Origin of the sequence: Corallococcus sp. AB011P (assembly GCF_003611605.1) — a bacterium.
Classification (GTDB): domain Bacteria; phylum Myxococcota; class Myxococcia; order Myxococcales; family Myxococcaceae; genus Corallococcus; species Corallococcus coralloides.
The window spans coordinates 102286-126111 of record NZ_RAVX01000002.1; the positions used below are offsets into that span (position 1 = coordinate 102286).

Annotated in this window: 16 protein-coding genes; 11 read left to right on the top strand and 5 right to left on the bottom strand. The window is 70.3% G+C overall.

Annotated features, from left to right (window positions below; genetic code table 11):
• Window positions 1-13: 13 nt before the first annotated feature.
• The 4 genes from D7X30_RS05675 to D7X30_RS05690 form a co-directional block, all read right to left on the bottom strand.
• The gene (locus tag D7X30_RS05675; protein ID WP_120561835.1) at window positions 14-1804 is read right to left on the bottom strand and encodes a vWA domain-containing protein; all 1791 of its coding nucleotides are present in this window, start codon (window positions 1802-1804) and stop codon (window positions 14-16) included.
• Complete coding sequence (locus D7X30_RS05680) at window positions 1801-3786, bottom strand: vWA domain-containing protein (protein ID WP_120561836.1); 1986 nt, start codon at window positions 3784-3786, stop codon at window positions 1801-1803. Before D7X30_RS05680 ends, D7X30_RS05675 begins: the two co-directional genes overlap by 4 nt.
• A 36-nt stretch (window positions 3787-3822) precedes the next feature.
• A complete protein-coding gene (locus D7X30_RS05685) occupies window positions 3823-5148 on the bottom strand; it encodes a thrombospondin type 3 repeat-containing protein (protein WP_120561837.1) in 1326 nt (441 codons plus the stop codon).
• Between the two features lie 171 nt (window positions 5149-5319).
• Window positions 5320-6957, bottom strand: a complete 1638-nt coding sequence (locus D7X30_RS05690; RefSeq protein WP_120561838.1) for a calcium-binding protein — start codon at window positions 6955-6957, stop codon at window positions 5320-5322.
• 248 nt (window positions 6958-7205) lie between these two features.
• Here D7X30_RS05690 and D7X30_RS05695 point away from each other — a divergent pair, with 248 nt between their 5' ends.
• The 3 genes from D7X30_RS05695 to D7X30_RS05705 all read left to right on the top strand — a co-directional run bounded on the left by D7X30_RS05695 (window position 7206) and on the right by D7X30_RS05705 (window position 9094).
• Window positions 7206-7508: a hypothetical protein gene (locus D7X30_RS05695; RefSeq protein ID WP_120561839.1), complete on the top strand. Its 303-nt coding sequence runs from the start codon at window positions 7206-7208 to the stop codon at window positions 7506-7508.
• A 99-nt stretch (window positions 7509-7607) separates the two neighbouring features.
• Window positions 7608-8138, top strand: coding sequence for a hypothetical protein (locus tag D7X30_RS05700; protein ID WP_147443121.1), 531 nt, complete (start codon window positions 7608-7610; stop codon window positions 8136-8138).
• Complete coding sequence (locus D7X30_RS05705; protein ID WP_120561841.1) at window positions 8135-9094, top strand: hypothetical protein; 960 nt, start codon at window positions 8135-8137, stop codon at window positions 9092-9094. Before D7X30_RS05700 ends, D7X30_RS05705 begins: the two co-directional genes overlap by 4 nt.
• 594 nt (window positions 9095-9688) lie before the next feature.
• Here the strand turns inward: D7X30_RS05705 and D7X30_RS05715 are convergent.
• Window positions 9689-12046, bottom strand: a complete 2358-nt coding sequence (locus D7X30_RS05715) for an MtsA protein (protein ID WP_120561843.1) — start codon at window positions 12044-12046, stop codon at window positions 9689-9691.
• 230 nt (window positions 12047-12276) lie between these two features.
• Between D7X30_RS05715 and D7X30_RS05720 the strand changes: the two genes are divergently transcribed.
• From D7X30_RS05720 to D7X30_RS05755, 8 genes are read left to right on the top strand one after another with little or no spacing between them, the layout of a single operon-like run.
• Window positions 12277-12687, top strand: coding sequence for a hypothetical protein (locus tag D7X30_RS05720; protein WP_233591416.1), 411 nt, complete (start codon window positions 12277-12279; stop codon window positions 12685-12687).
• A gap of 39 nt (window positions 12688-12726) precedes the next feature.
• The gene (locus tag D7X30_RS05725; RefSeq protein ID WP_120561844.1) at window positions 12727-15213 is read left to right on the top strand and encodes an AgmX/PglI C-terminal domain-containing protein; all 2487 of its coding nucleotides are present in this window, start codon (window positions 12727-12729) and stop codon (window positions 15211-15213) included.
• Window positions 15214-15272: 59 nt separating this feature from the next.
• Window positions 15273-15908, top strand: a complete 636-nt coding sequence (locus D7X30_RS05730) for an outer membrane beta-barrel domain-containing protein (protein ID WP_120561845.1) — start codon at window positions 15273-15275, stop codon at window positions 15906-15908.
• Complete coding sequence (locus tag D7X30_RS05735) at window positions 15905-17518, top strand: hypothetical protein (RefSeq protein WP_120561846.1); 1614 nt, start codon at window positions 15905-15907, stop codon at window positions 17516-17518. The genes D7X30_RS05730 and D7X30_RS05735 overlap by 4 nt, the downstream gene beginning before the upstream one ends.
• Window positions 17515-20784, top strand: coding sequence for a tetratricopeptide repeat protein (locus tag D7X30_RS05740; RefSeq protein ID WP_120561847.1), 3270 nt, complete (start codon window positions 17515-17517; stop codon window positions 20782-20784). The genes D7X30_RS05735 and D7X30_RS05740 overlap by 4 nt, the downstream gene beginning before the upstream one ends.
• Window positions 20775-21278 (top strand): hypothetical protein, encoded by a 504-nt coding sequence (locus tag D7X30_RS05745; protein WP_233591417.1) that lies wholly within the window; start codon window positions 20775-20777, stop codon window positions 21276-21278. The genes D7X30_RS05740 and D7X30_RS05745 overlap by 10 nt, the downstream gene beginning before the upstream one ends.
• Window positions 21275-21913: a hypothetical protein gene (locus D7X30_RS05750; RefSeq protein ID WP_120561849.1), complete on the top strand. Its 639-nt coding sequence runs from the start codon at window positions 21275-21277 to the stop codon at window positions 21911-21913. The genes D7X30_RS05745 and D7X30_RS05750 overlap by 4 nt, the downstream gene beginning before the upstream one ends.
• Complete coding sequence (locus tag D7X30_RS05755; protein ID WP_120561850.1) at window positions 21913-23814, top strand: tetratricopeptide repeat protein; 1902 nt, start codon at window positions 21913-21915, stop codon at window positions 23812-23814. Before D7X30_RS05750 ends, D7X30_RS05755 begins: the two co-directional genes overlap by 1 nt.
• Window positions 23815-23826 lie beyond the last annotated feature (12 nt).

Consider the following 23826-nt stretch of genomic DNA (forward strand, 5'->3'; position numbering starts at 1 on the left):
GGAGGCGAAGAAATCAGGGGACGGGCGAGAGGGTCGGGGCGGCGCCGGGGCAGCCGTCCACGAAGTCCTCGGGGTTCACGCGGATGACACCATCCGGAGGCGACTTGATGCCGCCCACCGGGTAGCGCACGGAGTCCACGCGGAAGGTGCGCACCAGCGTGCGCGCGGTGGGGTCGTCCGCGGGCAGCATGGACACGGAGAGGTAGATGTCGTTGTAGCCCGCGCCGCGCTGCACGGTGCCGGCGTCCACGCCCCCGTCCTCGCCGCCGTCGGCGATCATGGCGATGGTGGGCGCCAGCAGCACGTTGTCCACGCGGAAGCGGTAGCACTGGCGGCCCTGGTCATCCACCGGGCCGTCCGCCTCCATGCTGTAGCGGTACGCGTCCGAGGCCAGGTTGGCGGTGTCCACCTGCAGGGGGCGCATGTGCATGCGCGCCTCGCTGCGGTTGGTGAGCCCGTCCGTGTCCGGGTCCTCATCCATGTCGCTGCTGGAGCCCTGCGTGCCGCCCCGCCACTCCATGCCGTCCGGCACGCCGTCGCCGTCGCTGTCCTGGAGCGTGGCGTTGGTGCCGATGAACTGCTCGTCGCAGTCCAGCAGGCCGTCGCAGTCGGTGTCCACGCCGCGCAGCGCGGGCGGACAGCCCTTGTCCAGACCGCCGCCGTCCGGCTGCACTTCCTGGGTGGGGTCGAACTGCACGCCGCGGTCGCGGAAGTACACCTCCACGCCGTCGCTGAAGCCGTCGCCGTCCGTGTCGCGCAGGTTGGGGTTCGTGCCCAGCTCGTACTCGCGCGCGTCGGTGAGGCCGTCACCGTCCGTGTCCGCCTCGTCCAGCGGGCTGCCCGGGGGCGCGGAGAAGTTGGAGGCCACGAAGTCCTTCACGATGAAGGCGCGGCGCACCTGGCCGAACTGAAAGTTGAGGAAGTTGATGGGCTCGTTGTTGCGGAAGTCGCGGAAGTTGCCGCCGCCCAGCGTGGCCATCTTCTCCAGGCGGTCCGCGTTCTGGTTGATGATGAGCAGCGGGCAGCCGCCGTCGCCAAAGCCGCCGTCCTCCGCCACCAGGTCGCACACGGACGGCACGGGCTGGACGGGGTTGAAGACGTGCACGGTGTTGAAGCGCACGTCCTCCACCAGGTCGCGCAGTTGGCGGATGCGCACCACCGCGTCGCCGCGGATGAGCTCGTCGTCCTGGTTGTTGGTGGGCTTGCCGTCCGACAGGAAGATGACCGAGTAGCGCGCCTGCGCCAGCGCGTCGCCCCCAGTGGGCTGCTGCCGCGCCCGCGCGATGTCCGTGTTGATGAGCGAGTAGATGTCCGACAGCGGCTTGACGAAGTCCGTCGAGTCCCGGTTCGGCGACGTGTCCGTGTTGCGGAAGGTGAGCAGCTTCTCCGTGAGGATGGCCTTCGCGGTGGCGTCCAGCCGCGACACTTGCACGAAGCCGTCCTCCGCCGGCGGCCCGGGGTCCTGCGTGAGGAACGCCGTGGTGCTGCCCGCGAAGAGCATCACCGCGATGGAGACCTCGTCGTCCTGCGGGAGGTTCTCGATGAGGTCCACCAGCGCCGTGGCGCGCACACCGTCCGGGTCGCTCACGCGCATGGACTGGCTGGCGTCCATGGCGACGATGATCTTGATGGGCCGGATGACCTCATTGGCGCCCAGCGTGCAGAAGCGCCCGTCCAGCGCCACGGCCCGGTCCGCGGGCACCTCCGTGTCGCGGCGTGGGTCGTAGAGGTACGAGTCCGAACAGGCCACCACCACGGCGAACCCCACCAGGGTGAGCGCCAACCAACGTCCCGCGTGGCTCACGGCGACGCGCCTCCCTGCGACGGCGACACGCCGACGCAACTGCCCTGGGTCCTCCAGGGGTCCACCAATTGATCCGGCCGGCGGAAGTCACTGTCCTCCATGGCCAGGTCCGGCCCCAGCGGCACGCGCACGCTGGGCGGCGCGTACTGCGCCCACGCGCACGCGGTGCGCCAGACGCCGTAGTCCGTGGACACGCCGCTCTCCGGCGCCTCCGCGAACCACACCTTGAACAGGTTGTAGCCCTGCTTCACACCGGAGCGGTCCGGAGGTGTCACCAGCTGGAGGTTGGACACGGTGAAGTCGTAGCAGACGCCGTCCGTGTCGGTGCCGCCCGGGACCTTCTTCACCTCGTACTGGATGCCGTACTTGTCGTGGAAGGGCCGGTCGCGCCGGGTGGGGTCGCTGCCGGCCTTCAACTCCTCGTCGTCCGGGATGCCGTCGCCGTCCGTGTCCAGGCCGGACACGCTCGACTGGAGCGGGTTGAGGCCGTACTTCGCCTCCAGCCCGTCCGGCGCGCCGTCGCCGTCGCTGTCCACGATGCCCTGGCGCGTCTTGAGGTAGTCCTCTGCGAACTGCGACAGCCCGTCACCGTCCGTGTCCCGGCAGGTGCAGCCGGGCGTCAGCGGGGACTGCGGGTTGCAGCCGCGCGCGTCCAGGTCGTTGCCCGCCTTGAAGCCCTGGTCCTGGCGCCGGTACTCGAAGCCGTCGCTCAGGCAGTCCCCGTCACTGTCGATGGTGAAGGGGTTCGTCTTGAGCGTGAAGCTGTTGTCCAACGAGTCCGGGACGCCGTCGCCGTCGCTGTCCAGCACGCGGCCGTCATCCCCTGGCGCGGAGCTCAGGGGCTCCACCATCAAGGTCTTCATCACGTTGGGCGACGCGAAGGAGGAGTAGTCCAGCGCGCCCAGGCCCAGCTCGGAGATTTCGGCCGTGTCGCTGAACTCCTGGTACACGCCGTTGCCCATCTCCGCGAAGCGCTTGAGCAGGAAGGAGGCGATCTTCTTCGCCGCGGCCGGGTACTGCGCCTCCGGGACGCCCGGGTAGGTGCCGTAGATGTCCTGGCAGATGGGGCCGCAGGCGCGCACGGCCTCCTCGTTGAAGAGCAGCACCGTGTGCATGCGCACGTCGCCCACGTTGTACTGCGTCTTCAGCTCCATCAGCCGGCGCACGTAGCTGAAGAGCTGGTAGTTCTGGTTGCGGTCCGTGCCCACCTCGAAGCCGGTGATGGCGTCGGTGGTGCTGGTGGCGTTGCAGAAGCTGGAGATGGAGTCGCGCCAGGTGAGGTCCGGCGTGTCCGGCCCCGCGTAGACGGACAGGGCGTCGTTGGCGGAGCAGCGCGGGTACGGCGTGCCGTCCGTGAGGAACACGACGACGTAGCGCGTGCGCGGCAACAGCTCCGGCGTGGACTGGGACACCGCCTCGATGTCGCTGGCGATGAGGCTGTACGCGTAGCTGAGCGCGCCCTGGTAGTCCGTGCCCTTGCCCAGCTGCGACTGCAGGCCCTCGATGTAGCCGTTGATGTTGCCCGGCGGCGCGAAGCGGTCCCCCGTGGAGGCCGGCGGCCAGGTGTTCTTCACGTTCGTTTCGAACGGGGCAATGGCGATGCTGATGTTGCCCTGGCCCGCGGCGTTGATGCGCCGGAAGCCATTCACCACGTTCTTCAGGGCGCGCACGCGCGCGGGCTCCGTCACGCCCGGCGGGATGATGGCCTGCACCTCCGCGCGCTCGCAGAAGCCGCTGCCCTCCTGCGAGCCCGGCGGATCCGACACACACATGCTGCCGGACTCGTCCACGACGAGCACCACCTTCACCGGGAAGCCGGTGGGGTTCGCCGGGCGCGTGCACACCCGGCCGGTGAGCGTCAGCCGGTCATCCAGCTGGGACTGCTCCTGGGCGCGCGGCTCCAGGAGCGTGTCTGAACAGGACAGCACACCCAGGACCAGGAGGCCGGTCGCAAGAAACGGAACGACGAGCAGACGGCGCATGCGATGCGGACCTCCTGGCACGGGGAACATCCTTGGTTACGCCTTCTTGCGGCGGCGCAGGAGCAGGCCGAGCACGCCGGCACCCAGGGCCGCGGCGCTGCCGCCCGCGGGCAGCGAGGTGCAGCCACCGCCGTCGGAGTCCTGCTCGCCCACCTTCACGAAGAGGCTGGACACGGAGGCGCGCTCATTGGGGAACACGCGGTCCGCGAAGGCCAGGCGCGTGGACACCTGCAGCTCGTACTCACCTTCCTTGTCCGGGTTGAAGTTGGGCACGCTGCCGTCCACGTACTGGTACTCCCAGTGGCGGCTGTAGGTGACGGCGCCCTTGGGGTTCTCCACCACCGCGGTGGAGCCGGAGGGACGCTTCACCACCGTCCACGTGTACTCGATGGCCGCGCCGTTGCGGTTGGCGAACAGGGGCGGGCGCACCGCCATGCCCGTCTTCTCCACGCTGATGCTGCCGCCGGTGCCCACGCTGAAGGGCGACTTCGGGTCGAGGCAGTCGTTGGGGTTGTCCTTGTTGAGCACCACGCAGTAGCGCGTGTCGCACGCGTCACCCAGGCCGTCGCCGTCGTCATCCGCCTGGTCGCGGTTGGCCACCGCGGGGCAGTTGTCCACGGTGTTGAGCACGGAGTCGTTGTCGATGTCCGGATCGCACTTGTCGCCGATGCCGTCCGCGTCCGTGTCCTTCTGGTCCGGGTTGGACAGGCCAGGGCAGTTGTCCAGGTTGTCGGAGACGTTGTCGCCGTCCGCGTCCACGCGGCACAGGCTCACGTCCGCCGGCAGCGCCTGGTCGTCGTTCGCGATGAGCGGGCAGTTGTCCTCGCCGTCCGGCCAGAGGTCGTTGTCATCGTTGTCGTCACAGACGTCGCCGATGCCATCCTTGTCGTTGTCCGCCTGGTTGGCGTTGGGGATGGTGGGGCAGTTGTCGACGGTATCCAGGACCTTGTCGCCGTCGTCGTCGTCGTCACACGCGTCGCCAATGCCGTCGCCGTCGCCGTCCAGCTGGTTGGCGTTGGACACCGCGGGGCAGTTGTCACAGGCGGTGCCGACGCCGTCCCTGTCCGCCGTGTCGTCCTGGTCGCGGTTGGACGAGAACGGGCAGTTGTCCTTGTCGTCCGCCTTGCCGTCGCCGTCCGCGTCGTCCGTGTACGACAGCGTCTTGCCGTCGTCCGTGTACGCCACCCAGACGGAACAGCCGCAGCCGCAACCGCAGCCGCCGCCCTCCTCCTTGGGCCTGCCGCACTCATCTCCGAGGCACTCCGGGTTGTCCGGGTTCTGCTCCTGGGCCTGCACGGTGCGGGGGCTCAGCACCAGGAAGGCTCCGAGCGCCAACATGGGGGCAATGCGACCGATAGTCATGGTGACTCCTTTCACAACCCCTGCCCCTAGCAAGAGGCGATCCCGCGTCTGTAGGAGTTTCAGGGTGAGGAACTTCAAGGGGTTGCGCGTTCGAAAGAGCCTGCTACAGGAAGGGTGTGGGGGGGACACCCCATTCAGACTGTGGGGAACACCCCACGCCAGCGGGCCGGCTCAGTTGCTCACGATGAAGTCGTCGGAGACGAGGGGAACCATCCCGGCGGGGGTGCGGCCCGTGTCGGGGTCGTACTGGATTTCCTGGATGAAGAGCGAACCCACACCGGCGCCGCGCGGATCATTGTCCCGGCCCACCTGGAGGTAGAGGTAGACCTCGTTGGTGCCGGCGGAGATCACCTCGCCGGGAATCAGCGGGTGGGGGCGCTCCAGGGTGGGGACCAGGGAGACGTTCTCCACGCGGGTGCGGTAGCAGGCGCGGTCGTTGGTGGCGGTGGGGGGCAGCGGGACGATGGAGTAGCCGTAGCCGCGCTCACGGTGGAAGTCGAGGTCGGCGCTGAGCGGGTCGCCGTGGGCCTCCACCTCCGCCACGTTGGAGATGCCGTCGCGGTCGGTGTCGAGCAGGTCCTCGGCGATGAGCGGGTTCGTCTGGGACAGGGCCTCCACCAGGTCCGGCAGGCCGTCACCGTCGGTGTCGCCCACGCAGGGGTCGCTGCCCAGCACGCGCTCCTCGCAGTCGTTGAGCCGGTCGCCGTCCGTGTCCTGCACCACGCTGCAGCCGTTGATGATGTCCACGGCGAGCGGGTCCAGGCCCATGCGCAGCTCCACGCCGTCCATGAGCCCGTCCTGGTCGGTGTCGGGGACGGTGGGGTCCAGGCCCATGGCGCGCTCGTCGTCGTCCGCCACGCCGTCACCGTCGCTGTCGATGAGCATCTGGCCGTTGCGCACCTGCACGTTGCGGTTGAAGGCGAGGAAGCGCTTGAGCTTGAGCGAGTTGTCCAGCGCGCCGTAGTCCAGCCGCGCGAGCGCGTTGGGCAGGCCCTGCCAGTCGGTCTCCACGGGCGCGCTGCCGCCCGCGTTGGCGATGGCGGCCACCTGCAACCGCGTGACGGGGTCGGGCGTGGCATCGCGGACGTAGATGGGCTGGACGCTGACGTCGCCCGCGCCCAGCTGCTCCACCAGGCCCTTGAGCTCGCCCACCACGGCGGTCAGTTCGCACTGGCTGCACGAAGCGTTGCACCGGGCCTGGTCTTCCGGGGTCGCGTTGCAGCCGGCGGCCTGGGCCAGCGCGGTGCAGCGGCTGTCGATGCCGATGTTGAAGGCCGGGTTGTCACAGCTCACGTCGGAGCTGCGGATGACGGGCGCGACCACGTAGCGCGAGCGCGCGACCTCCCCCTTGCAGGAGGACTGCATCTCGCCGGACATCAGGCTCTTGGACAGCCGCAGCGCGGAGCGGATGCTGATGGGGCCATCCTGCTGGTAGCTGGCGTAGCGCGGCAGGACGGTCTGGAAGGAGGCGGCGTCCGTGAAGCTGCCTTGCAGGCCGGTGGCCACCGAGTGGAAGGCCACGAGCCCGAAGCGCACCTGCGGGCCGGTGAAGCGCGAGGTGAGCGTGGTGAGCCCGTCCACCGCGGAGCCCACCACCTCCGGCTCCACGCCCGTGCCGCCCTGGAGCGCGAAGACGACCTTCACGGGGAACGCGTCGCCGGTGGCCTCGGGGACGCAGAGGTCGCCCTCGAAGTTGGCGCGGTCCCGTGTGCCGCCCGCGCGGTCATCAATCGAATAGAGCCCCGCGTCGGTGCACGACAGCCACAACGTTGGAAGCAGGAGCCAGGCGACCCGGGGGGAGGAACGCATTCGTTGGATTGTAGACCTCAGCCCCCCCTTCCAACGCAAGCGACCCGCGTGCCGGATCCACGTGAAGCCCCCGACACCACTCCCGCCTTTTCGCGCCGGCGGAGAAAAGCTCGCCGCCAACCAGGCTGGAATGTCCACATCCCGCCTGGAATCAGCCCTCAACAGAATCCTGGTCTTACCGGGATGGTTCCGATTTCGGGGAGGGGAAAGACATTGCCCGTGCTGTCCAATCCCCAAGGAGCAAGACCATGAAGAAGACGCACATGAAGCTGGGCGGGACCGTGGCGATGTTCGTGCTGGCGCTGGGTGCGACGGGCGCGATGGCTCACAACCGCGAGGTGAAGAGCCACGACCCGCGCATGGCGGTGTCGATGGAGGAGGTCGTGCTGGTGTCGAAGACGGGCCCCCTGGCCGGTGGCTCGGGCAGCGGCAACGGCAACTGCGGCATCCTCAGCAACATCCTGGGTGGCGGCAACATCCTGGGCAACACCACGGGCAACCTGCTGGGCATCTTCATCGGTGGCGGCAGCATCTCCGGCAACTGCAACTGACGCCGGCTGACGTCACAACCCCCTGAAACGAAGTAGCGGTTCATTCAAGACGGACCCGACGCCGGAGGTGCCCCCTCCGGCGCTCGGTCTGGAGCCCCCATGCGACACACGTTGACTCCCCGGCACGGGTTGTTGACCGGCCTGGCCGTGCTGCACCTGTTGATGGTGGCCCGTGGCGCGCTGCACGTGCCCTTGCTCCCGCTGACGGACACCACGAGGCCCTGGGCCCAGGCCTATGGACATTGGACGGGGTCGAGCAGTGGCTTCAGCTTCTTCGCCCCCGGGGTGAGCCCGGCGGTGCGTGTCTCCTTCGACCTGGAAGGTGCGTCCGGCGAACCGCTGCATGACGACTTCCGGTCCGACAATGGCGCCGTGAACGTGCGCATCCATTCCATGAACCTGCGCTTCAACCTGGAGGAGAGCCGGGACGCGCTGGCCCGCGCGTGGGCGGCGGCGATGTTCGGCCGGCACCCGGACGCGCGCTCCGTCACGGTGCGCGTGGAGTCGCTCCAGCTGCCCGGCATGGAGGCGCACCTCCAGGGGGCACGCCCCCTCTGGACGGAGGCCTACCGCGCGGAGTTCCAGCGGCGCGTGCCCGCGGCCGTGTCCACGGGGGAGGTGACGCCATGAGCGCCCAGACCTGGAGGTCCGCGGTGGGGGCCAGGCTGGCGGCGTTCGTCGGCGAGCCTTCTTCTCCGCAGCCGTTGGGCGTGTTCCGCATCGGCGTGGCGGCGCTGCTGCTCATCCAGGCGTGGAGCCTGTCGGAGAGCCTGCCGGAGCTGTTGGGCAACCGGGGCTGGGTGCCCTGGAGCGTCTCCGAGGTGATGGCGTCCCCGTCCGTGCCCCGGGTGGGCGCGGTGGTGGCCGCGCTGGCGCCGCTGGGCTTCTCGCAGGCGGCCATCATCCAGGGCCTGACGTTCGTCTATGTGGTGGCGCTGCTGGGGCTCCTGCTGGGCCTGCACACGCGGCTGTCGGCGGTGGTGGCCTGGATCCTCCACACGGTGCTGCTCAACAGCATCAGCTTCTTCTCCTACGGCGTGGAGACCTTCGCGCACATCAGTCTGTTCTATTGCGCGGTGATGCCGGTGGGCACGGCGTACTCCCTGGACGTGCGGGCGGGGAGGCTGTCCGGCGCGCCGTCCGCGCTGGCGACGCTGTCGCTGCGCGTGTTGCAGGTGCACCTGTGTCTCATCTACCTGACCACGGGCCTGGAGAAGCTGCTGGGGCCCGTGTGGCGGAACGGAACTGCGCTCTGGGAGGTGCTGATGCAGCCGCAGTACGGCCAGTTCGACTTCGCGTGGCTCGCGGTGGTGCCGTGGCTGGTGAAGCTGGCCACGTGGGGCACGCTGGTGGTGGAGGTGGGCTACGCGTTCTGCGTCTGGCCCCGGCGCACGCGGGGGCTCTGGGTGGCGCTGACGCTGGGCCTGCACCTGGGCATCGCGGTGATGATGGGGCTGTGGATGTTCAGCGGGATGATGGCCGTGCTCACGTTCGCGGCGTTCGGGTGGCCGCTGCTCTCCGAGGCGCTGGCCACCCGGGTCCGCGCCGCGGTGCTGATGCCCTTCCACTCCAATCCCGCGCGTTAGGGCGTGGGTGACGGCTCCCGAGCAGTGCCGTCAGCGGGAGGAGCTTCTGACTCGGGAGCCGGGACACGCGTCACGCGCAGCCTCGGCTTCGCGATGTTGGCGGCATCCAGTGCGTGGACGGACAGTTCCACGTCGACACAATCAGGTCCGGGCTGCCCGGTCGCGGACTGGGGGAAGAGCGGGACGACTACATCCCGCCCGTACCATTGGCCTGGCTCGAGGAGGAGAATGTCCTCTTCCCGGCGCGGTGGCGTCCGGACGTCGACGACGAGGAACGGCAGGGGCTGCCCGCTGGCACAGTCCAGGACCCGCTCCACGGTCAGCGTGTGGCTCTCAATGAGACGCCGGTCCAGACACAGGCTTCCACTTGAGGTCCCCAGCAACAGGCGCCCTGACAGGGTCTGTCCGTCGAAGCCTGCGTGCTGGAACTCCACCCGCGCGGACGCCGGTTCATGTTTCGGGCAGGTGGCGGCCTGAGCGTCGGCACCGGGCCTCGGTGTGCCAGGAGCTTGAGCCGCGGCACACGCCCAATGCAGAGCTAGCGCGCTGATGAAGACTGCCAGTGATAGCAATCGCGGCACGCGCCAACTCTACTCACAGCGTGAGCAGGTATGCGAGCAGGTCGTCGCGCTCCTCGGCGGTGAGTTCCTGCGCGGCGCCGTGGTTCAGGCCTGGAGTCTCCAGCAGCGTGCGCAGCGGGAAGCGCGAGCCCACCACGAGCCGGTCCTCCTGCACCGCGTAGCCCGCCGTGGCGCTCGTCAGGAGGGGCCACACGTCCCAGGTGCCCACCAGTGAGGGCGGCGCCGCTCCCGTCACCAGTTGCTGCTGATCCAGCCGCAGCGGTAGCGCGATGGGCGTGCCGACGTCCTGGTACTGGCCCCGCGTCGAGGGGTCCTGGTCCAGCGTGAAGAGGGGCGCGGGATGGCAGGCCAGACACCGGGCCTTCCCTTCGAACAATGCCAGGCCCTTCACCGGATGGCCGGTCCTGCCGTCCGGCAGCGTGACGGTCTCCAGCGGCGCGCCGTCCTCTCCTCGGTAGGGGTTGGGCGCGGTGGGCAGCAGCGAGGTGTAGAGCGCCAGCGCCTCCACCTCCGACGGCGACGGATCCGGGTTGTGGTAGCGGTTACGCCCACCCACCGTCTCCGCCGTCTCCGCGAGGCTGCGCGTGCTCGCGGGCGTGAAGTAGGGCGGCGTGTCCCGGCTGCCCAGGGCCGTCGTGGACCGGTAGATGCGCATGGGGCGCGTCTTTTCGAAGAAAACGCCGCCGGTGTGCCCTTCGATGTGGCACGCGTCGCAGCTCATGCCCGTGCGCCCCACGTCGGCGAAGTAGAGCACCTGCCCCAGCCGGCGCTGCTCGCGCGAGCGCACGTCCACCACCGGCCACTGCCGCGTCACGCGCGCTTTTCCCGCGCGCGCCTCGCTCACGTCCACCACCGCCACCGTGCCCGTGAAGCGGTTGAGCACGTAGAGCGTGCGTCCGTCCGGGGACAGCGCCAGCGAGCGCGGCCCGGAGTGCAGCTCCAGCCCCGCCCTGCCCTTCGTGCCCAGGTCCTCCACGGGGCGGATCCACGGCGTGCCCTCTGGCGCAAGCACCGGCAGCGTCTGGAGCACCGCCTCGCGCGCGGCCGCGTCGCCCTTCACCAGCGCCTTCGCGTCCAGCACCCGCACCTGGCCCAGACCCACATCCGCCGCGTAGAGCAGCCCGGCGCGGTCATCCAGCGCCAGCCCCTCCGTCACGCCCGCGCCGAAGCCCCGGTGCCGCACCACCTCTTGCCGGTCCAGGTCCAGCACCGCGACGCCGCTGTTCGCGCTCACCTCCATGCGCTGGGCGTTGGGCCCCACGTTCGGCCCCAGGCTCGACATGAAGAGGCGCTTCAGGCGGTCGCTCGCGACCAGGGCTCGCGGCGCCTTGCCACCCATCACCTGCGCGGAGAAGGCCTCCGTGGTGCCTCCAATGATGGGGACGCCGGGCTTCGGCACCACCGGCGCCAGCTCCCGGCCGTCGTCCTGGCGAAGCAGCACCACCTGCCCCGTCTGGAGGCTGCCCACCGCGAGCAGTCCGTTCCACCGCGCCATCGCGCGCGGGTTCGGATCCACGGCCGCGCTCCACTTCTCCCGGCCATCCTCCAGCGCGAGCGCGTGCACCGTGTCGCGGTGGTGCTCGGCGACGAAGGCCACGCCCTTCGCCCCGTCCACCTCCAGGCCCCACACACCCGGGGGCGCGGGGACGACCCGGGCCTTCCGCTCCGGCGCGTCCAGCGCGTACAGCCAGAGCTCCGCGCCGTACTGGTGGGCCACGCCCAACCAGGGATGGCCGCTGGCGTCCTTCCAGGTCGCCAGCGCGGACGGCCCGTCCCCCACCGCCATCGCCTCCACGCGGCCGGACTCCACGTCCAGCGCGAACACCGTGTCCGTGGGCGGCGACGCGACGAAGAGCGTGCGCCCGTCCGGGGACAGCGCCATCGCCATCAGGTCCGGGAAGGCCGCGTCGTTGACCAGGGTGAGCCGCGCGGTGCCCGTGGGCCGGGGACCGGTCGCGGCGAGCGACAGCTGCACGTCCGTCTGGAAGGTGCCCTCGGGGAGCTTGAGGTCGGGGGGGAGCCTCGCGTAGCCATGGCGCGCGTCCACCACCGTGAGCGGCACCTCCCGCGACAGGGGCGCGCCGAGCACCAGCCGCAGGCCCGGCACCAGGTTCTCTCCGTACAGGGCGAGCGGCTGCGAGGTCTGGTTGCTGGTCAGCTTCGGGCCCACCGCCTGGAGGATGGGGCGCGGTTCAGCGGGAGCGGCGGACGGCGCCGGCGCGGGCGTTGGCGCGGGGCTGCTCGGGGGCTTCAATACGAAGACCCCGAGGCCCAGGAGCACCAAGGCTCCGAGCACGGCCGCGATCCATCCCCGATTGCGAGTGACACCTATCACGCGTGGGCATGCCTCCCGCGCGCGAGCATCCTCCATCCGCCCACCGTGTCACGATGACTTCGTGCCACGTCTGCTCGCATGCTGGGGAGGCGCCGCTCGGAGGGAACCCCACGGGACGTTTCCAGCGTACCGGCACGAAGAAGGACGAGTCGTGGAGAGTCCGCCCCAGGTGAGGTGGACTGCCCCCCACACCTGATCGCCACAGGCCATGCCATGGGGCTGGAGTGTGCGTTGACAGGTCGGGGCTCGCATCGCTTAACCTGTTGATGATGCGACGTTTCCTCCTCTTCTGTGCCGTCGCCAGCGTGCTCGGCTTCGGTCCCCTCTCCCCCGCGAACGATGCCTGGGCCCAGGGGCGTGCACGCGCCTCCAAGACGAAGGCCGCGAAGGCACCCAAGGCCAAGAAGGGCTCGAGCAAGGCGCCCCCGCGCATCGAGACGAAGTCGAGCACCGCCGTCACGGACCCTGTGACGGGGGATGCCTCGGCCGCCGCGTCGTCCGCGCCGCCGCAGCGCGGCCCGTCGCGCATCGACTTCGACGACCGGCTCATCCAGGGCCAGACGAACAAGTCCGGCGCCGTGTACCTGTATGACCGCAAGGAATTGAAGACGCGGTCGATGCTCCGCGAGCGCGACAGCTTCCGCTCGGAGACGCTCGCCACCGTCTACGATCAGTAGGGCCGTACCGCCCATCACCCCTCGAAGGGAGCGTCACCGTTGAGCGGCCAGCCCAGCGTCCTGCAAGTCGTCATCCTCCGCGACGGCCTCCTGGTGGGGACGGAGGTCTTCGTCCCCGGCACCTACGCGCTCGGCTCCGATGCGTCGTCGGACCTGCGGCTGGACGACGCGTCCGTGTCGCCGCGCCATGCGTTGCTGTACTTCCAGAACGGCCGCACCGCGATCCAGGACGCGGGCGGCGGCGCCAGCGGCGTCTTCGTCAACGGGCACCAGGTCACCGCCTGTGAGATCCGCTCCGTGGACGAGGTGCTGTGCGGTCCGTTCGTCCTGAAGACGCGGATCCTCAACCAGCGTCCCGTCGAGTCCAAGCCGCAGCCGCCGCCCGAGGTCGCCGCGCTCCTCGGAGGTGCGGGGGCTCCGCCCGCCGCGCCCCTGAACGGAGGCAACGGGGCGACGCACGCGTTCGGGCCCGCGAATGGCTTCGCGCCTCAGCACGCCGCGCAGCAACAGGCTCAGCAGGCCGCGCTCGCCCAACAGCAGGCGCAACAAGCCGCCTACGCGCAGCAGCAGGCCGCGCTGGCGCAACAGCAGGCGCAGCAGGCCGCCTACGCCCAGCAGCAGGCTCAGCGAGCCGCGCAGGCCCAGCAGGCCGCACACGCGCAGCAACAAGCCGCGCTCGCGCAGCAGCAGGCCCAGCAGGCCGCCTACGCCCAGCAGCAGGCTCAGCAGGCCGCGCTGGCACAACAGCAGGCGCAGCAAGCCGCGTACGCACAACAGCAGGCGCAGCAAGCCGCGTACGCACAGCAGCAGGCTCAGCAGGCCACGCTGGCACAACAGCAGGCGCAGCAGGCCGCGTACGCACAGCAGCAGGCCGCTCTCGCGCAGCAACAGGCCCAGCAGGCCGCTCTCGCGCAGCAACAGGCTCAGCAGGCCGCGAAGGCGGCTCATGCGCAACAGGCCGCGCACGCTCAGCCCGCGGCGTCGAAGCCGGCTCCCGCTCCCGCCGTTCCCGCGGGCACCGTCCCCTCCGCGCGGCGCCGTCCTCCGTCGGAGGTCATGCCCAGCCTGCTCGCCGTGGACGACCTGCTCGCGGACCTGGACACGGACGTCGCCGCGCCCACCTCCGGCCCCCTCGTCCTCGACAAGGCCCCGGCCAGCCGCCCCACGCACGCGCCGAAGATCGGCCCGGGCAAGGGCGCGGCCCAGCTCTACCTGGAGCTGTACTGGGGCGCCGTGCGCCGCGACGCGCGCCGCTTCGTCCCGGACGCGAAGAAGCCCGTGAAGGCCGCCGTTGACGAGCTGGCCCCCATGCCACTGTGGGGCTTCACCCTCCCGGAAGGTGACGACTTCACCCTCGCCGAGTCCGTCAACGGCAACTACCGCCTCTTCGTGCCCCCCGGCACAGACGTGGAGAAGGCGCACAGCGACGGCCACTTCGCCCCCGTCACCACCGCCGCGCTCGAGTCCGACGGCAGCCGCCGCTTCGTCACCCTGCGCGACGGCGCCGCCGCCCGCCTCACCCAGGGCAAGATGTCGCTCGTCGCCTACGCGGCCCCCGCCCCCGAGCGCATCTTCGTCAACCCGCTCAAGGGCCTGCCCTGGCTCACCCTCTTCTTCCTCGCCATCTTCGGCGGCGGCCTGGGCTGGTTCATCGCCACCCGGCCTCAAGGCCCCGCGACCGCGGACTTCACCCAGAAGAACCTGCCGCCCGTCGCGCTGCGCCTCATCGCCCCCGAGCCCAAGAAGAAGGAAGAGGCCAAGAAGAAGCTCGAGACCCTCAAGAAGAAGGAGCCCGCGAAGGAGAAGCCCGTCGTCGCGGAGAAGGCTCCTCCCAAGCCCGTGAAGGAAGTGCAGGTCCCCAAGGCCGTGGCCGCCGCGCCTGAGAGCAAGGCCCTCAAGGCGCTCGCGAAGCTGTCCGCCGCGGGCCCCGCCACCAACGACCTGCTGGCCGCCGTGGACAAGCTGGGCAGCGGCCCGGGCAGCAAGAACGCCAAGCAGACCAACTACAAACTCGCGGGCCTCATCGGCAAGGCCCCCATCGCCAACGCGGGCCTGGGCACCTTCGGACTGGGCGGCGGCGGCAAGGGCGGCGGCGCCACCCTGGGCGCGGAGCTGCTGCGCGGCAAGGGCGGCGGCGGCATTGGCGCGCTGGGCGCGGGCGGCGTGGGCAAGGGCGCGGTGGGCGGCACCGTCACGCGCGCCACCGCGCGCAGCATCTCCTCCACCCAGGGCACCGTGGACCGCGAAGCCGTGGCCAAGGTCATCAACAGCCACCTCAATGAGGTGCACGGCTGCTACGAGCGCGCGCTGCTCAAGGACCCCGGCCTCGCCGGCAAGGTGGTGCTGGAGTGGGCCATCGGGCTCAACGGCCGCGTCGCCTCCGCCAAGACGAAGTCCTCCACCCTCCGCAACGCCTCCGTCGAGGCGTGCATCCTCAGCAGCCTGAAGGGCTGGCAGTTCCCAGCTCCCAAGGGCGGCCAAGTCATCATCACGTATCCGTTCCTCTTCAACTCGGTCGGCTACTGACGCGGGGGCGCTCCCCCCACCCCACGTCGTCCCCCGCCTCCTGACAGGAAAAAGTCCCCGTGCGATTCCTCCTGCTCTCCCTCCTGTGCCTGGTGCCCGGCCTCGCGCGCGCCCAGGCCGAGGAACTCGAGAACCCCGGCACCGTCTCCGCGGTGCAGGACCGGCTCTACCGCATGCACCACGAGCTCTCGCTCGGCGTGGGCGTGCTGCCCGCGGATGCCTTCTACAAGGGGCTCATCGGCACCGTCGGTTACACGTACCACTTCAGCGACAGCGTCGCGTGGCAGGTGGGCCGCGGCACGTACAGCTACAACGTGCAGACCAGCCTGCGCCGACAGTTGGAGCGGGACTTCGACGCCGCCCCCACCGCCACCGCCTTCGAGGACCAGGTGCAGTGGATGGTGGGCTCCGACCTCATGTGGAGCCCGCTGTACGGCAAGACGTCCTTCCTCAACTCCAACGTCATCCACTTCGAGGTCTTCCTGCTCGCCGGCGGCACGGTGGTGAAGGTGGACCGCAGCGACGGCTTCCGTCCCGCCGTCAACCTGGGCCTGGGCGTGCGCATGTTCTCCAGCCAGAACGTGTCCTTCCGGCTGGACGTCACCAACAACACCGTCTTCGCGGGCGCGGCGCGCATCATCAACGTGCCCACCGTGCAGATTGGGACGGCCTTCAACTTCGGCGCCACGGAATGACGTCCCGCCCGCTCATCGTCGCCGCGCTCGCCAGCGCCGCGCTCCTCGTGTCCCCGACGGTCGCCCATGCGGCACCGGACGCGGGCACGCTGCCCATGCCACCTCCACCGGCCGCCGCCGCGAAGGCCGCTGGCGCTCCCACGGACGCGGGCACCACCGGTCCCACGGACGCGGGCACCGCTGCTGCCACGCCCGCTCCCGCCAAGGCCGCCGTCGCGGAGGCGCCTCCACCCCCTCCGCAGAAGGTGCCGCCGGAGACCTTCGACAACGCGCTCAAGGCCTACTTCGACGGCAAGCCGCGCGACGCCGCGGGCCCGCTGTACGCGTGGCTCCAGGCCACGCCCCGCACGGATGACAACTACGCGTGGGGCCAGTACTTCCTCGCCCGGAGCCTCATCGACCTGGGCCTCACGCACGCGGGCGCGACGTACCTGGCCCGCATCGCGCGTGAGCGCTCCAACCCCAACGTGCTGCCGCGCGCGCTGGACGCGCTGAAGGGGCTGACGGACCGGCCGCACGACGAGGTGATGATCGACGAGCAGGTCTTCGGCGCGCTCGACCTGGGCTTCCTCCCGGACGAGACGGGCGCCTACGCGCACTACCAGCAGGGCCTGGTGGACCTGCGCGTGGGCAACGAGCGCTGGGCGAACACGCACTTCTCCAAGCTGCCGGAGACGAGCGCGGAGGCCAGCCGCGCGAAGTTCGCGCTGCTCGTCACCCGGCTCAAGCAGGTGAAGGATCCGCCGGAGGAGATGGTGAAGGACTTCCTCGGCCTTTCCCAGGACGAGAAGCTCACCCGCGAGGCGCGCAACGAGGCGGCGCTCGCGGTGGCCCGCCTGCGCTACGAGAAGAAGGACTTCACCGGCGCGCTGGAAGCGTACGGCAAGGTGAAGCTGCCGGACCTGGACCCCGGCCGCGCCAGCCTCTACCTGGAGGAGGCGTGGACCCGCTACAAGCTGGGCGAGCTGCGCGCGTCGCTGGGCATCCTCACCACGCTGGACGCGCCGTCCTTCCGCGATGAGTTCATGCCGGACAAGTACCTGCTGCGCGCGCTCATCTTCCGCGACCTGTGCCACTACCTGCCCGCCAAGCGCGCGGCGAAGGAGCTGACGCGCCGGTACGCGGACTCGCTGGAGTCCGTGCGCAACCGCGAGGACCTGAGCCAGGACGCGCGCCTGCGCCGCGCCGCCAATGCTCACGGAAACACCCAGCGCGCCGCGAAGTTCGTGGCCCTGCTGGACCTGGAGGGCGAGCGCCTGGGCCGCTTCGCCGGCAGCTTCGGCGACCGGCTCTTCGGGCACCTGACGCGCGTCTACGACCTGTCCCACGCGGAGGCCGTGCGCGTGTACGACGCGCGGCTGCAGGACGCCGTGCGCCAGGAGGCGGACACGCTCTTGCGCGCCGCCGAGCAGGTGCGCCTCATGGAGTACGAGGTCGGCCTCAAGCTGTACGAGCGCGTGAAGAAGGGCGCGCAGGTGGTGGCGGCGCAAGAGGAAGAGCTGCTGTCGCCCGCGCAGGTCGCCTTCAAGTTCGACAACGAATACTGGAACGACGAGCTCAAGTCCTACCGGGTCCGCATCGAGAGCCGTTGCATCGAGGAAACCCCATGACCGGCCCGTTCACCGGCCTCATCACCGCCGCGCTGCTCGCGGCCGCGGCCCCCGGCCCCGGCCGTGTTGGGCCCAACACCAACCCCATCGTCTCCAAGGCGAAGGAGCGCGAGGAGCTCGTCGCCAAGCTCAAGCGCGACATCTTCAAGGTGGACCGCGCCATCGGCGAGACGGAGAAGCTCATCTCCAAGAGCCGCAACGCCCCCTACCTGCCGGACCTTCAGTTCCGGCTGGCGGAGCTCTACGTCGAGAAGAGCCGCTACGTGTACTACCTCCAGGCGGAGACCCGGCCGGAGGGCGCTACCGGCGCCATCGTCTCCCCGGAGACGCGCCTGATGAAGCAGAAGGCGGTGCAGATGTACTACCGCCTGCTGCGCGAGTACCCGGACTTCAAGGACGGGGACCAGGTGACGTTCTACCTGGCGCACGAGCAGCGCGAACTGGGCCAGTTCGACGAGATGCTCAAGACGCTGGGGGACCTGACGCGCAAGTTCCCCAACAGCCCGCTGCGCCTGGAAGCCGAGCAGATTCTCGGTGACCACTTCTTCGACAAAGCGGAACTGGTCGAGGCGGAGAAGCACTACCAGGCCATCCTGGAGCTGCCGCCGTCGCCGGTGCACGACCTGGCCCGCTACAAGATGGGTTGGATCCGCGTGAACCAGGCCAAGCACGCGGAGGCCGTCACGTTCTTCGAGGCGGCGGCCGCCAGCGCGCCCCTGCCCGGCGTGGACGTGAAGAAGGCGCTCAACGTCAAGCGCGAGGCCCTGCTGGACCTGGTCTACAGCTACACGGAGGCCAAGCCCCCCAAGGGCGCGCTCAACTACTTCGAGAAGCTCAGCGAAGGCCGCGCCACGTACGCGCTCGCGCTGGACAAGCTGGGCAACCGCTACTTCATCAAGCAGCAGTACGAGTGGGCCATCCCCACGCTGCGCAAGCTGATGGAAGTGCAGCCCGACCCTGAGATGGACCTGGAGCGCGGTCAGAAGCTGTACGACTCGCTCAAGGCCGCCAAGGGCAAGGTGATGCCGGAGCCGGAGGACATCCGCTTCCTCGTGCGCGCCGCGGTGCAGAGCAAGACGGACCCGGAGATGACGGAGTCCGACCGCAAGAAGCAGCTCGCGGAGACGGAGGAGATGGCGCGCGACCTGGCCACGCAGGTGCACCTGGCCGCGCAGAAGGCGGACTCGCGGGACCTGTACGTGAAGGCCGCGGCCGCCTACCGCGAGTACCTGGGGCTGTTCCGGCCGGACCAGTACGTGCGGCCCATCATGAAGAACCGCGCGGACGCGCTCTTCGCCGCCAAGGAGTTCCCAGAGGCCGCGCGCCAGTTCGAGGAGCTGGCCCGCTACGAGGAGAAGGCCAAGGACGGCAAGTCCGTGGACACCGCCATGTACGGCGCGCTCCTGGCCCACTTCTCCACGCTCAAGCCGGAGGAGGCGCAGAAGCGCAACGCCTTTGAAGTGGCCGACGCGCGGCAGGCGCTGAAGCTCCTGGGCGCGAACTACGTGTCGCGCTACCCGCAGAGCCCGCACGTGCTGGACGTGAAGTTCAACATCGCGCGCGCCTACTACGAGGACGGCGAGTACCCGAAGGCGGCGGAGCTGTTCACCGCGTTCGCGCTGGCGCACCCGCAGTACAAGGACGCGCCGGTGGCGGGCAACCTGGCCCTGGACAGCCTCAGGCAGGTGAACGACTTCAAGAAGCTGGACGAGACGGGCCGCAAGTTCCTCGCGTCCTCGCTGCCGTCCAACTTCCGCGGTGAGGTGCAGAAGATCCTCACGCAGAGCAAGGCCGAGGCCCTGGACGAGCTGGCCCTGCAGAGCGCGCAGGAGACGGGCGACGTCATCGAAGGCCTGATGAAGGTCGCGGACGAGAACAAGAACAGCGACATCGGCGAGAAGGCGCTCTACGGCGCGTTCACCGCCGCGCGCGAGAAGCGCGACCTGCCGCGCGAGCGCGAGCTGGGCGCGAAGCTGGTGCAGTCCTACCCCAAGAGCCAGTACCTGTCGGACGTGCTGCTGACGCTGGGCCGGCACGCGGCGGAAGCGGCGGCCTTCAACGAGGCGGCCGGCTGGTTCGAACAGGTGGGCCAGAAGCTGACGGGCGACCTGGCGTCGGTGGACGGATGGATGGCCGGCGCCCGCCTGCGCATCGCGCTGGGTGAGTACAAGGAAGCGTCCCGCAACCTGGAGACGGCGTCGGAGGCCGCGGGCGCGCGCAAGGGCGAGGTGCTGTCGCTGCTCGCCGAGACGCGCCTGAAGCAGAAGGACTACGCGCGCGCGAAGACGGCGGCGGAGACCGCGCTCAAGCTGGACAAGAACAACGTGGCCGCCGCGGCGGTGCTCGCGGAGGTGCAGGCCACCACCGCGCCCACCGCTCCGCCGGACGCGCTCATCTCCACCCTCACCGCCGCGGTGCAGGGCCCCAACGGCCAGACGGAGGAAGCGGCCAAGGGGCTCTGGTACCTGGGCGAAATCCTCTACCGCGGCTACAAGGACCTGCCGGCGGACAAGGTGGAGGAGAAGGTCGCCGCGCTCCAGGCCATGGAGGGCGTGTACACGCAGGCCGCGTCGCTCGGGTATCCGGAGTGGGCGGTGGCGTCGCTGTGGAAGATTGCCCTGGCGTACGGCCACATCGCGGACGTGGTGGACCAGACGCCGGTGCCCGGCGGGCTGTCCGCCGCGGAGACGAAGCAGTTCCAGGACGCGGTGAAGCAGCAGGTGGGGCCGCTCAAGGCCCGCTCCGACGAGGCCTTCAAGGCCTGCCTGTCCCGCGCGGAGTCGCTGGAGGTCTTCAACGCGGCGGTGGTGGGCTGCCGCAACCGCACGGACGTGGCCGCGCTGCCGGTGCCGCAGCCGGCCGCGCCCACGCAGCCCGCGGCGCTGGAGGACCTGCGCAAGAAGGCGGAGCGGGTGCTCACCGCGGAGGCGCTGGAGGCCCTGGGCATGGGCTACCTGGACGCGCACCAGTACGGCATGGCGCAGCTGACCTTCGGGCGCGTGACGGAGCTGCAGGACACGCGCGCGTCCGCGCACGCGGCGCTGGGCTGGGCCATGCTCAACCTGGGGGATGCCATGGGCGCTCGGGAGGCGTACGCCAAGGCGCTGGAGGCGGACCCCACCTACGACAAGGCCCGCCTCAACCTGGCCGCGCTGCGCTGCCGCTTCGGCGACACGGACGGCGCGCGCCGCGAGCTGGCCGTGCTCAAGGACATGGGCACGCTCAACGGTCCGGACGTGGACGCGGGATGGAAGGCATGCAAGTGAGCGCGCCCTTCCGCCGCATCGCCCCGGTGCTGTTCGCGCTCGTCGCCACCGCGTGTGGTGACGAGGGCGGCAAGCTGGAGGGCAGCGTGACGGAGCTCATCGACCTGCGCTACCAGCGCACGGAGGCGGCCCTGGCGGAGGGGACGCTGGCGGTGAGCTTCGTCAGCACGCAGGGCACCGGGCAGGACGTGGTGTTGAAGGTGAGCGCGCGGGTGGCGGACATGCTGCCGGACAACGAGTACGCGGGCTCGCTGGACATCGACCTGGCGGAGGCGCTGGACGACGGCTCGCAGCGGGGCAGCGTGGACCGCAGCGTGCTGGACGAACCGGTGCGTCCGTTTCCGCCGCTCGTGCGCGGCAACCTCTTCGTGAAGTCCCTTCCGAAAAACACCGGGGACCGGGTGTCGGGCGAGTTCAACGTCACGTTCACCAACGGCACCGACGTCTACTCCGGCCGGACCATCTTCAGCCGTTTCGAGGCCATCGCTCCATGAAGCGCCACCTGCTCCTCAGCCTGTCCCTCCTGACCGCCGCCTGCGGCCCGAGCTACGGCATGCGCGTGCCGGACGCGCTGGTGAAGAAGCTGCCGTACGAGACGCGCATCGAGCTGCTGGAGGCGGAGAACGACCTGGCGCTGGCCATCGACCGGGTGGACGAGGCGGACAACGAAATCAACCGCGCGCGCGACAACATCCGCCGTGCGAAGAGCCGCCAGGAGGCCGCCGAGGACGAGGAGGACCGCACGCAGGACGCGTCGTCCCGCGAGGTGGCGCAGCTGGCCATCGCGGAGTCCGAGGCCCGCGTGGAGTACCTGCGCGCGCACCAGCGCCTCAACGTGGGGCTGCGCGAGGTGGAGAAGCTGTCCCTGCGCTGCGCGTTCGCCCGCTTCGAGCTGGCGCGGCTGACGTCGGCGCGCAAGGCGAAGGTGCAGGGCAGTGAGCGCCTGGAGCCGAAGGATTTCGAGGAGCAGGTGTCCGAGTGCGAGGCCGCCGTGAAGGAAGAGCGCGCGAACCTCGGGGGGGACACGAAGGAAGCGCAGGCGGCGAAGGAGGCGTGGGAGGCGAAGAAGGCCGCCCTGGCCAAGAAGACCTTCGACGCGCGCGCCAGCCCGTACGTGGAGAACCTGTGATGACGAAAGCCGGAGTCCTTCTCCTCCAGTTGTTGACGGCCCAGGCTCCCGCTCCGGAGGCACCTCCGCCGGAGAAGCCCGCTGCGCGCGCGGACAAGCTCCCGGACGACCCGGACGCGCTCTACAAGCTGGGCACGGCCTTCCTGTCGCAGAACCAGGCGCGCCGCGCGGTGGCTCCGCTGACGAAGCTCGTCGGGCTCACGCCGGACGGCGTCCCCGCGAAGGTCGCGCTGGCGCGGGCGCTGCGGCTGTCCGGTGACGTGCCCAAGGCCAAGGCGGTGCTGGACGCGGCGCTGGCGGCCTTCCCAGAGGAGGCCACGCTGCGCTCGGAGCGCGGCCTGCTGGCGCGCATCCAGGACGACACGGACGAGGCGATTACCCAGTACTCCGTGGCGACGGAGCTGTCGCCCAAGGACGCGGAGCTGCGCTTCAACCTGGGCGAGGTGCTCCAGCGCGCGAACCGCACGGACGACGCCATCGAGGCGTACCGCGAGGCGCTGAAGCTGGACGGCGCGCTCCAGGTGGCTCGGGTGAACCTGGGCAAGGCGCTGGCGGAGAAGGGGCTGGCCGCGGAGGCGAAGGAGACGCTGCGCGAGGCCATCCGCCAGAAGGACAGCGACGCGGAGGCGCACTACAACCTGGGCGTCGTGCTGATGCGGGAGAACGACGTCACGGGCGCGTTCGCGGAGTACCAGGCGGCGCTCAAGGCGGATCCGAAGCACGCGCGCGCGCAGAACAACCTGGGCGTCGTGCTGGACGGCCAGGGCAACGCGCGCAAGGCGGCGGAGGCGTTCCAGAAGGCCATCACGTTGGATCCGAAGTACGCGGAGGCGCACTTCAACCTGGGGCTCGCGTGCTTCCAGTTGGGGGAGAACGCCCGGGCGACGAAGGCCTTCGAGAAGGCGCTGCTGCTGGAGCCCCGCCGCTCGAGCGGCCCGTACACGCAGTTGGGCCAGCTGTACCTGGCGCAGGGCAAGAAGACGCAGGCGGTGTCCGCGTTCCAGAAGGCCATCGAGAAGAGCGCCGACGACGGCAAGAAGACGACGGAGGCCTACCAGGGTCTGGCGCGCGCGTACCTGGAGCTGGGCAAGGTGGACGACGCGGTGGCCACGCTGAAGACGGCGGTGGAGGCCTTCCCGAACGAGCCCGGCGTGCGCGCGGGCTACGGCGACGCGCTCAAGGCCAAGGGCGACCTGGACGGCGCCATCGCGCAGTACTCGGCCTGCGTGAAGCTCCAGCCCACGGTGGACAACCGGCTGATGCTGGCGGAGGCGTACGCGAAGAAGCACGTGGGCGCCCAGGCGCGCCCCCTTTACGAGGCCGTGCTCCAGGAGGATCCGAAGCACCGCGCGGCGAAGCTGGGCCTGGCGGACCTGCTGCTCGCGATGGGCGACTACGCGGCGGCGGAGAAGCTGCTCACGCCCGCAGCGGGCGAGGAGGCGGAGACGGCGGCGCTGGCGCGGCTGGGCATCCTGCACTCGCGGCGCGGCCGGCCGGACCTGGCGGTGCCGGAGCTGGAGGCGGTGGTGGCGAAGGACCCCGCGCAGCTGGAGGCCCGCGCGGAGCTCGGCTTCCTGTACCTGCGCGGCGGTGACGAGACCAAGGCGCTCCAGGTGCTGAGCGACGTGCTGGCGGTGGAGCCACGCAACTCGCTGGGCCTGCTGTACCTGGGGCACACGCTGTACCGGCAGGGCAAGCTGCCGGAGGCGGAGAAGGCGTTCCGGGGTTCAGCGCAGGTGGACGCGGGCGCTGGAGAGCCGCACTTCGCGCTCGCGCAGCTGCTGGAGGCCACCAACCGCAAGGCCGAGGCGAAGAAGGAGTACGAGGCCGCGGTGCAGCTGCAGCCGGACCACGCGGACGCGAAGAACGCGCTTCAGAAGCTGGCCGTGGACGTGCCGTAGTCGCCGCGGGGA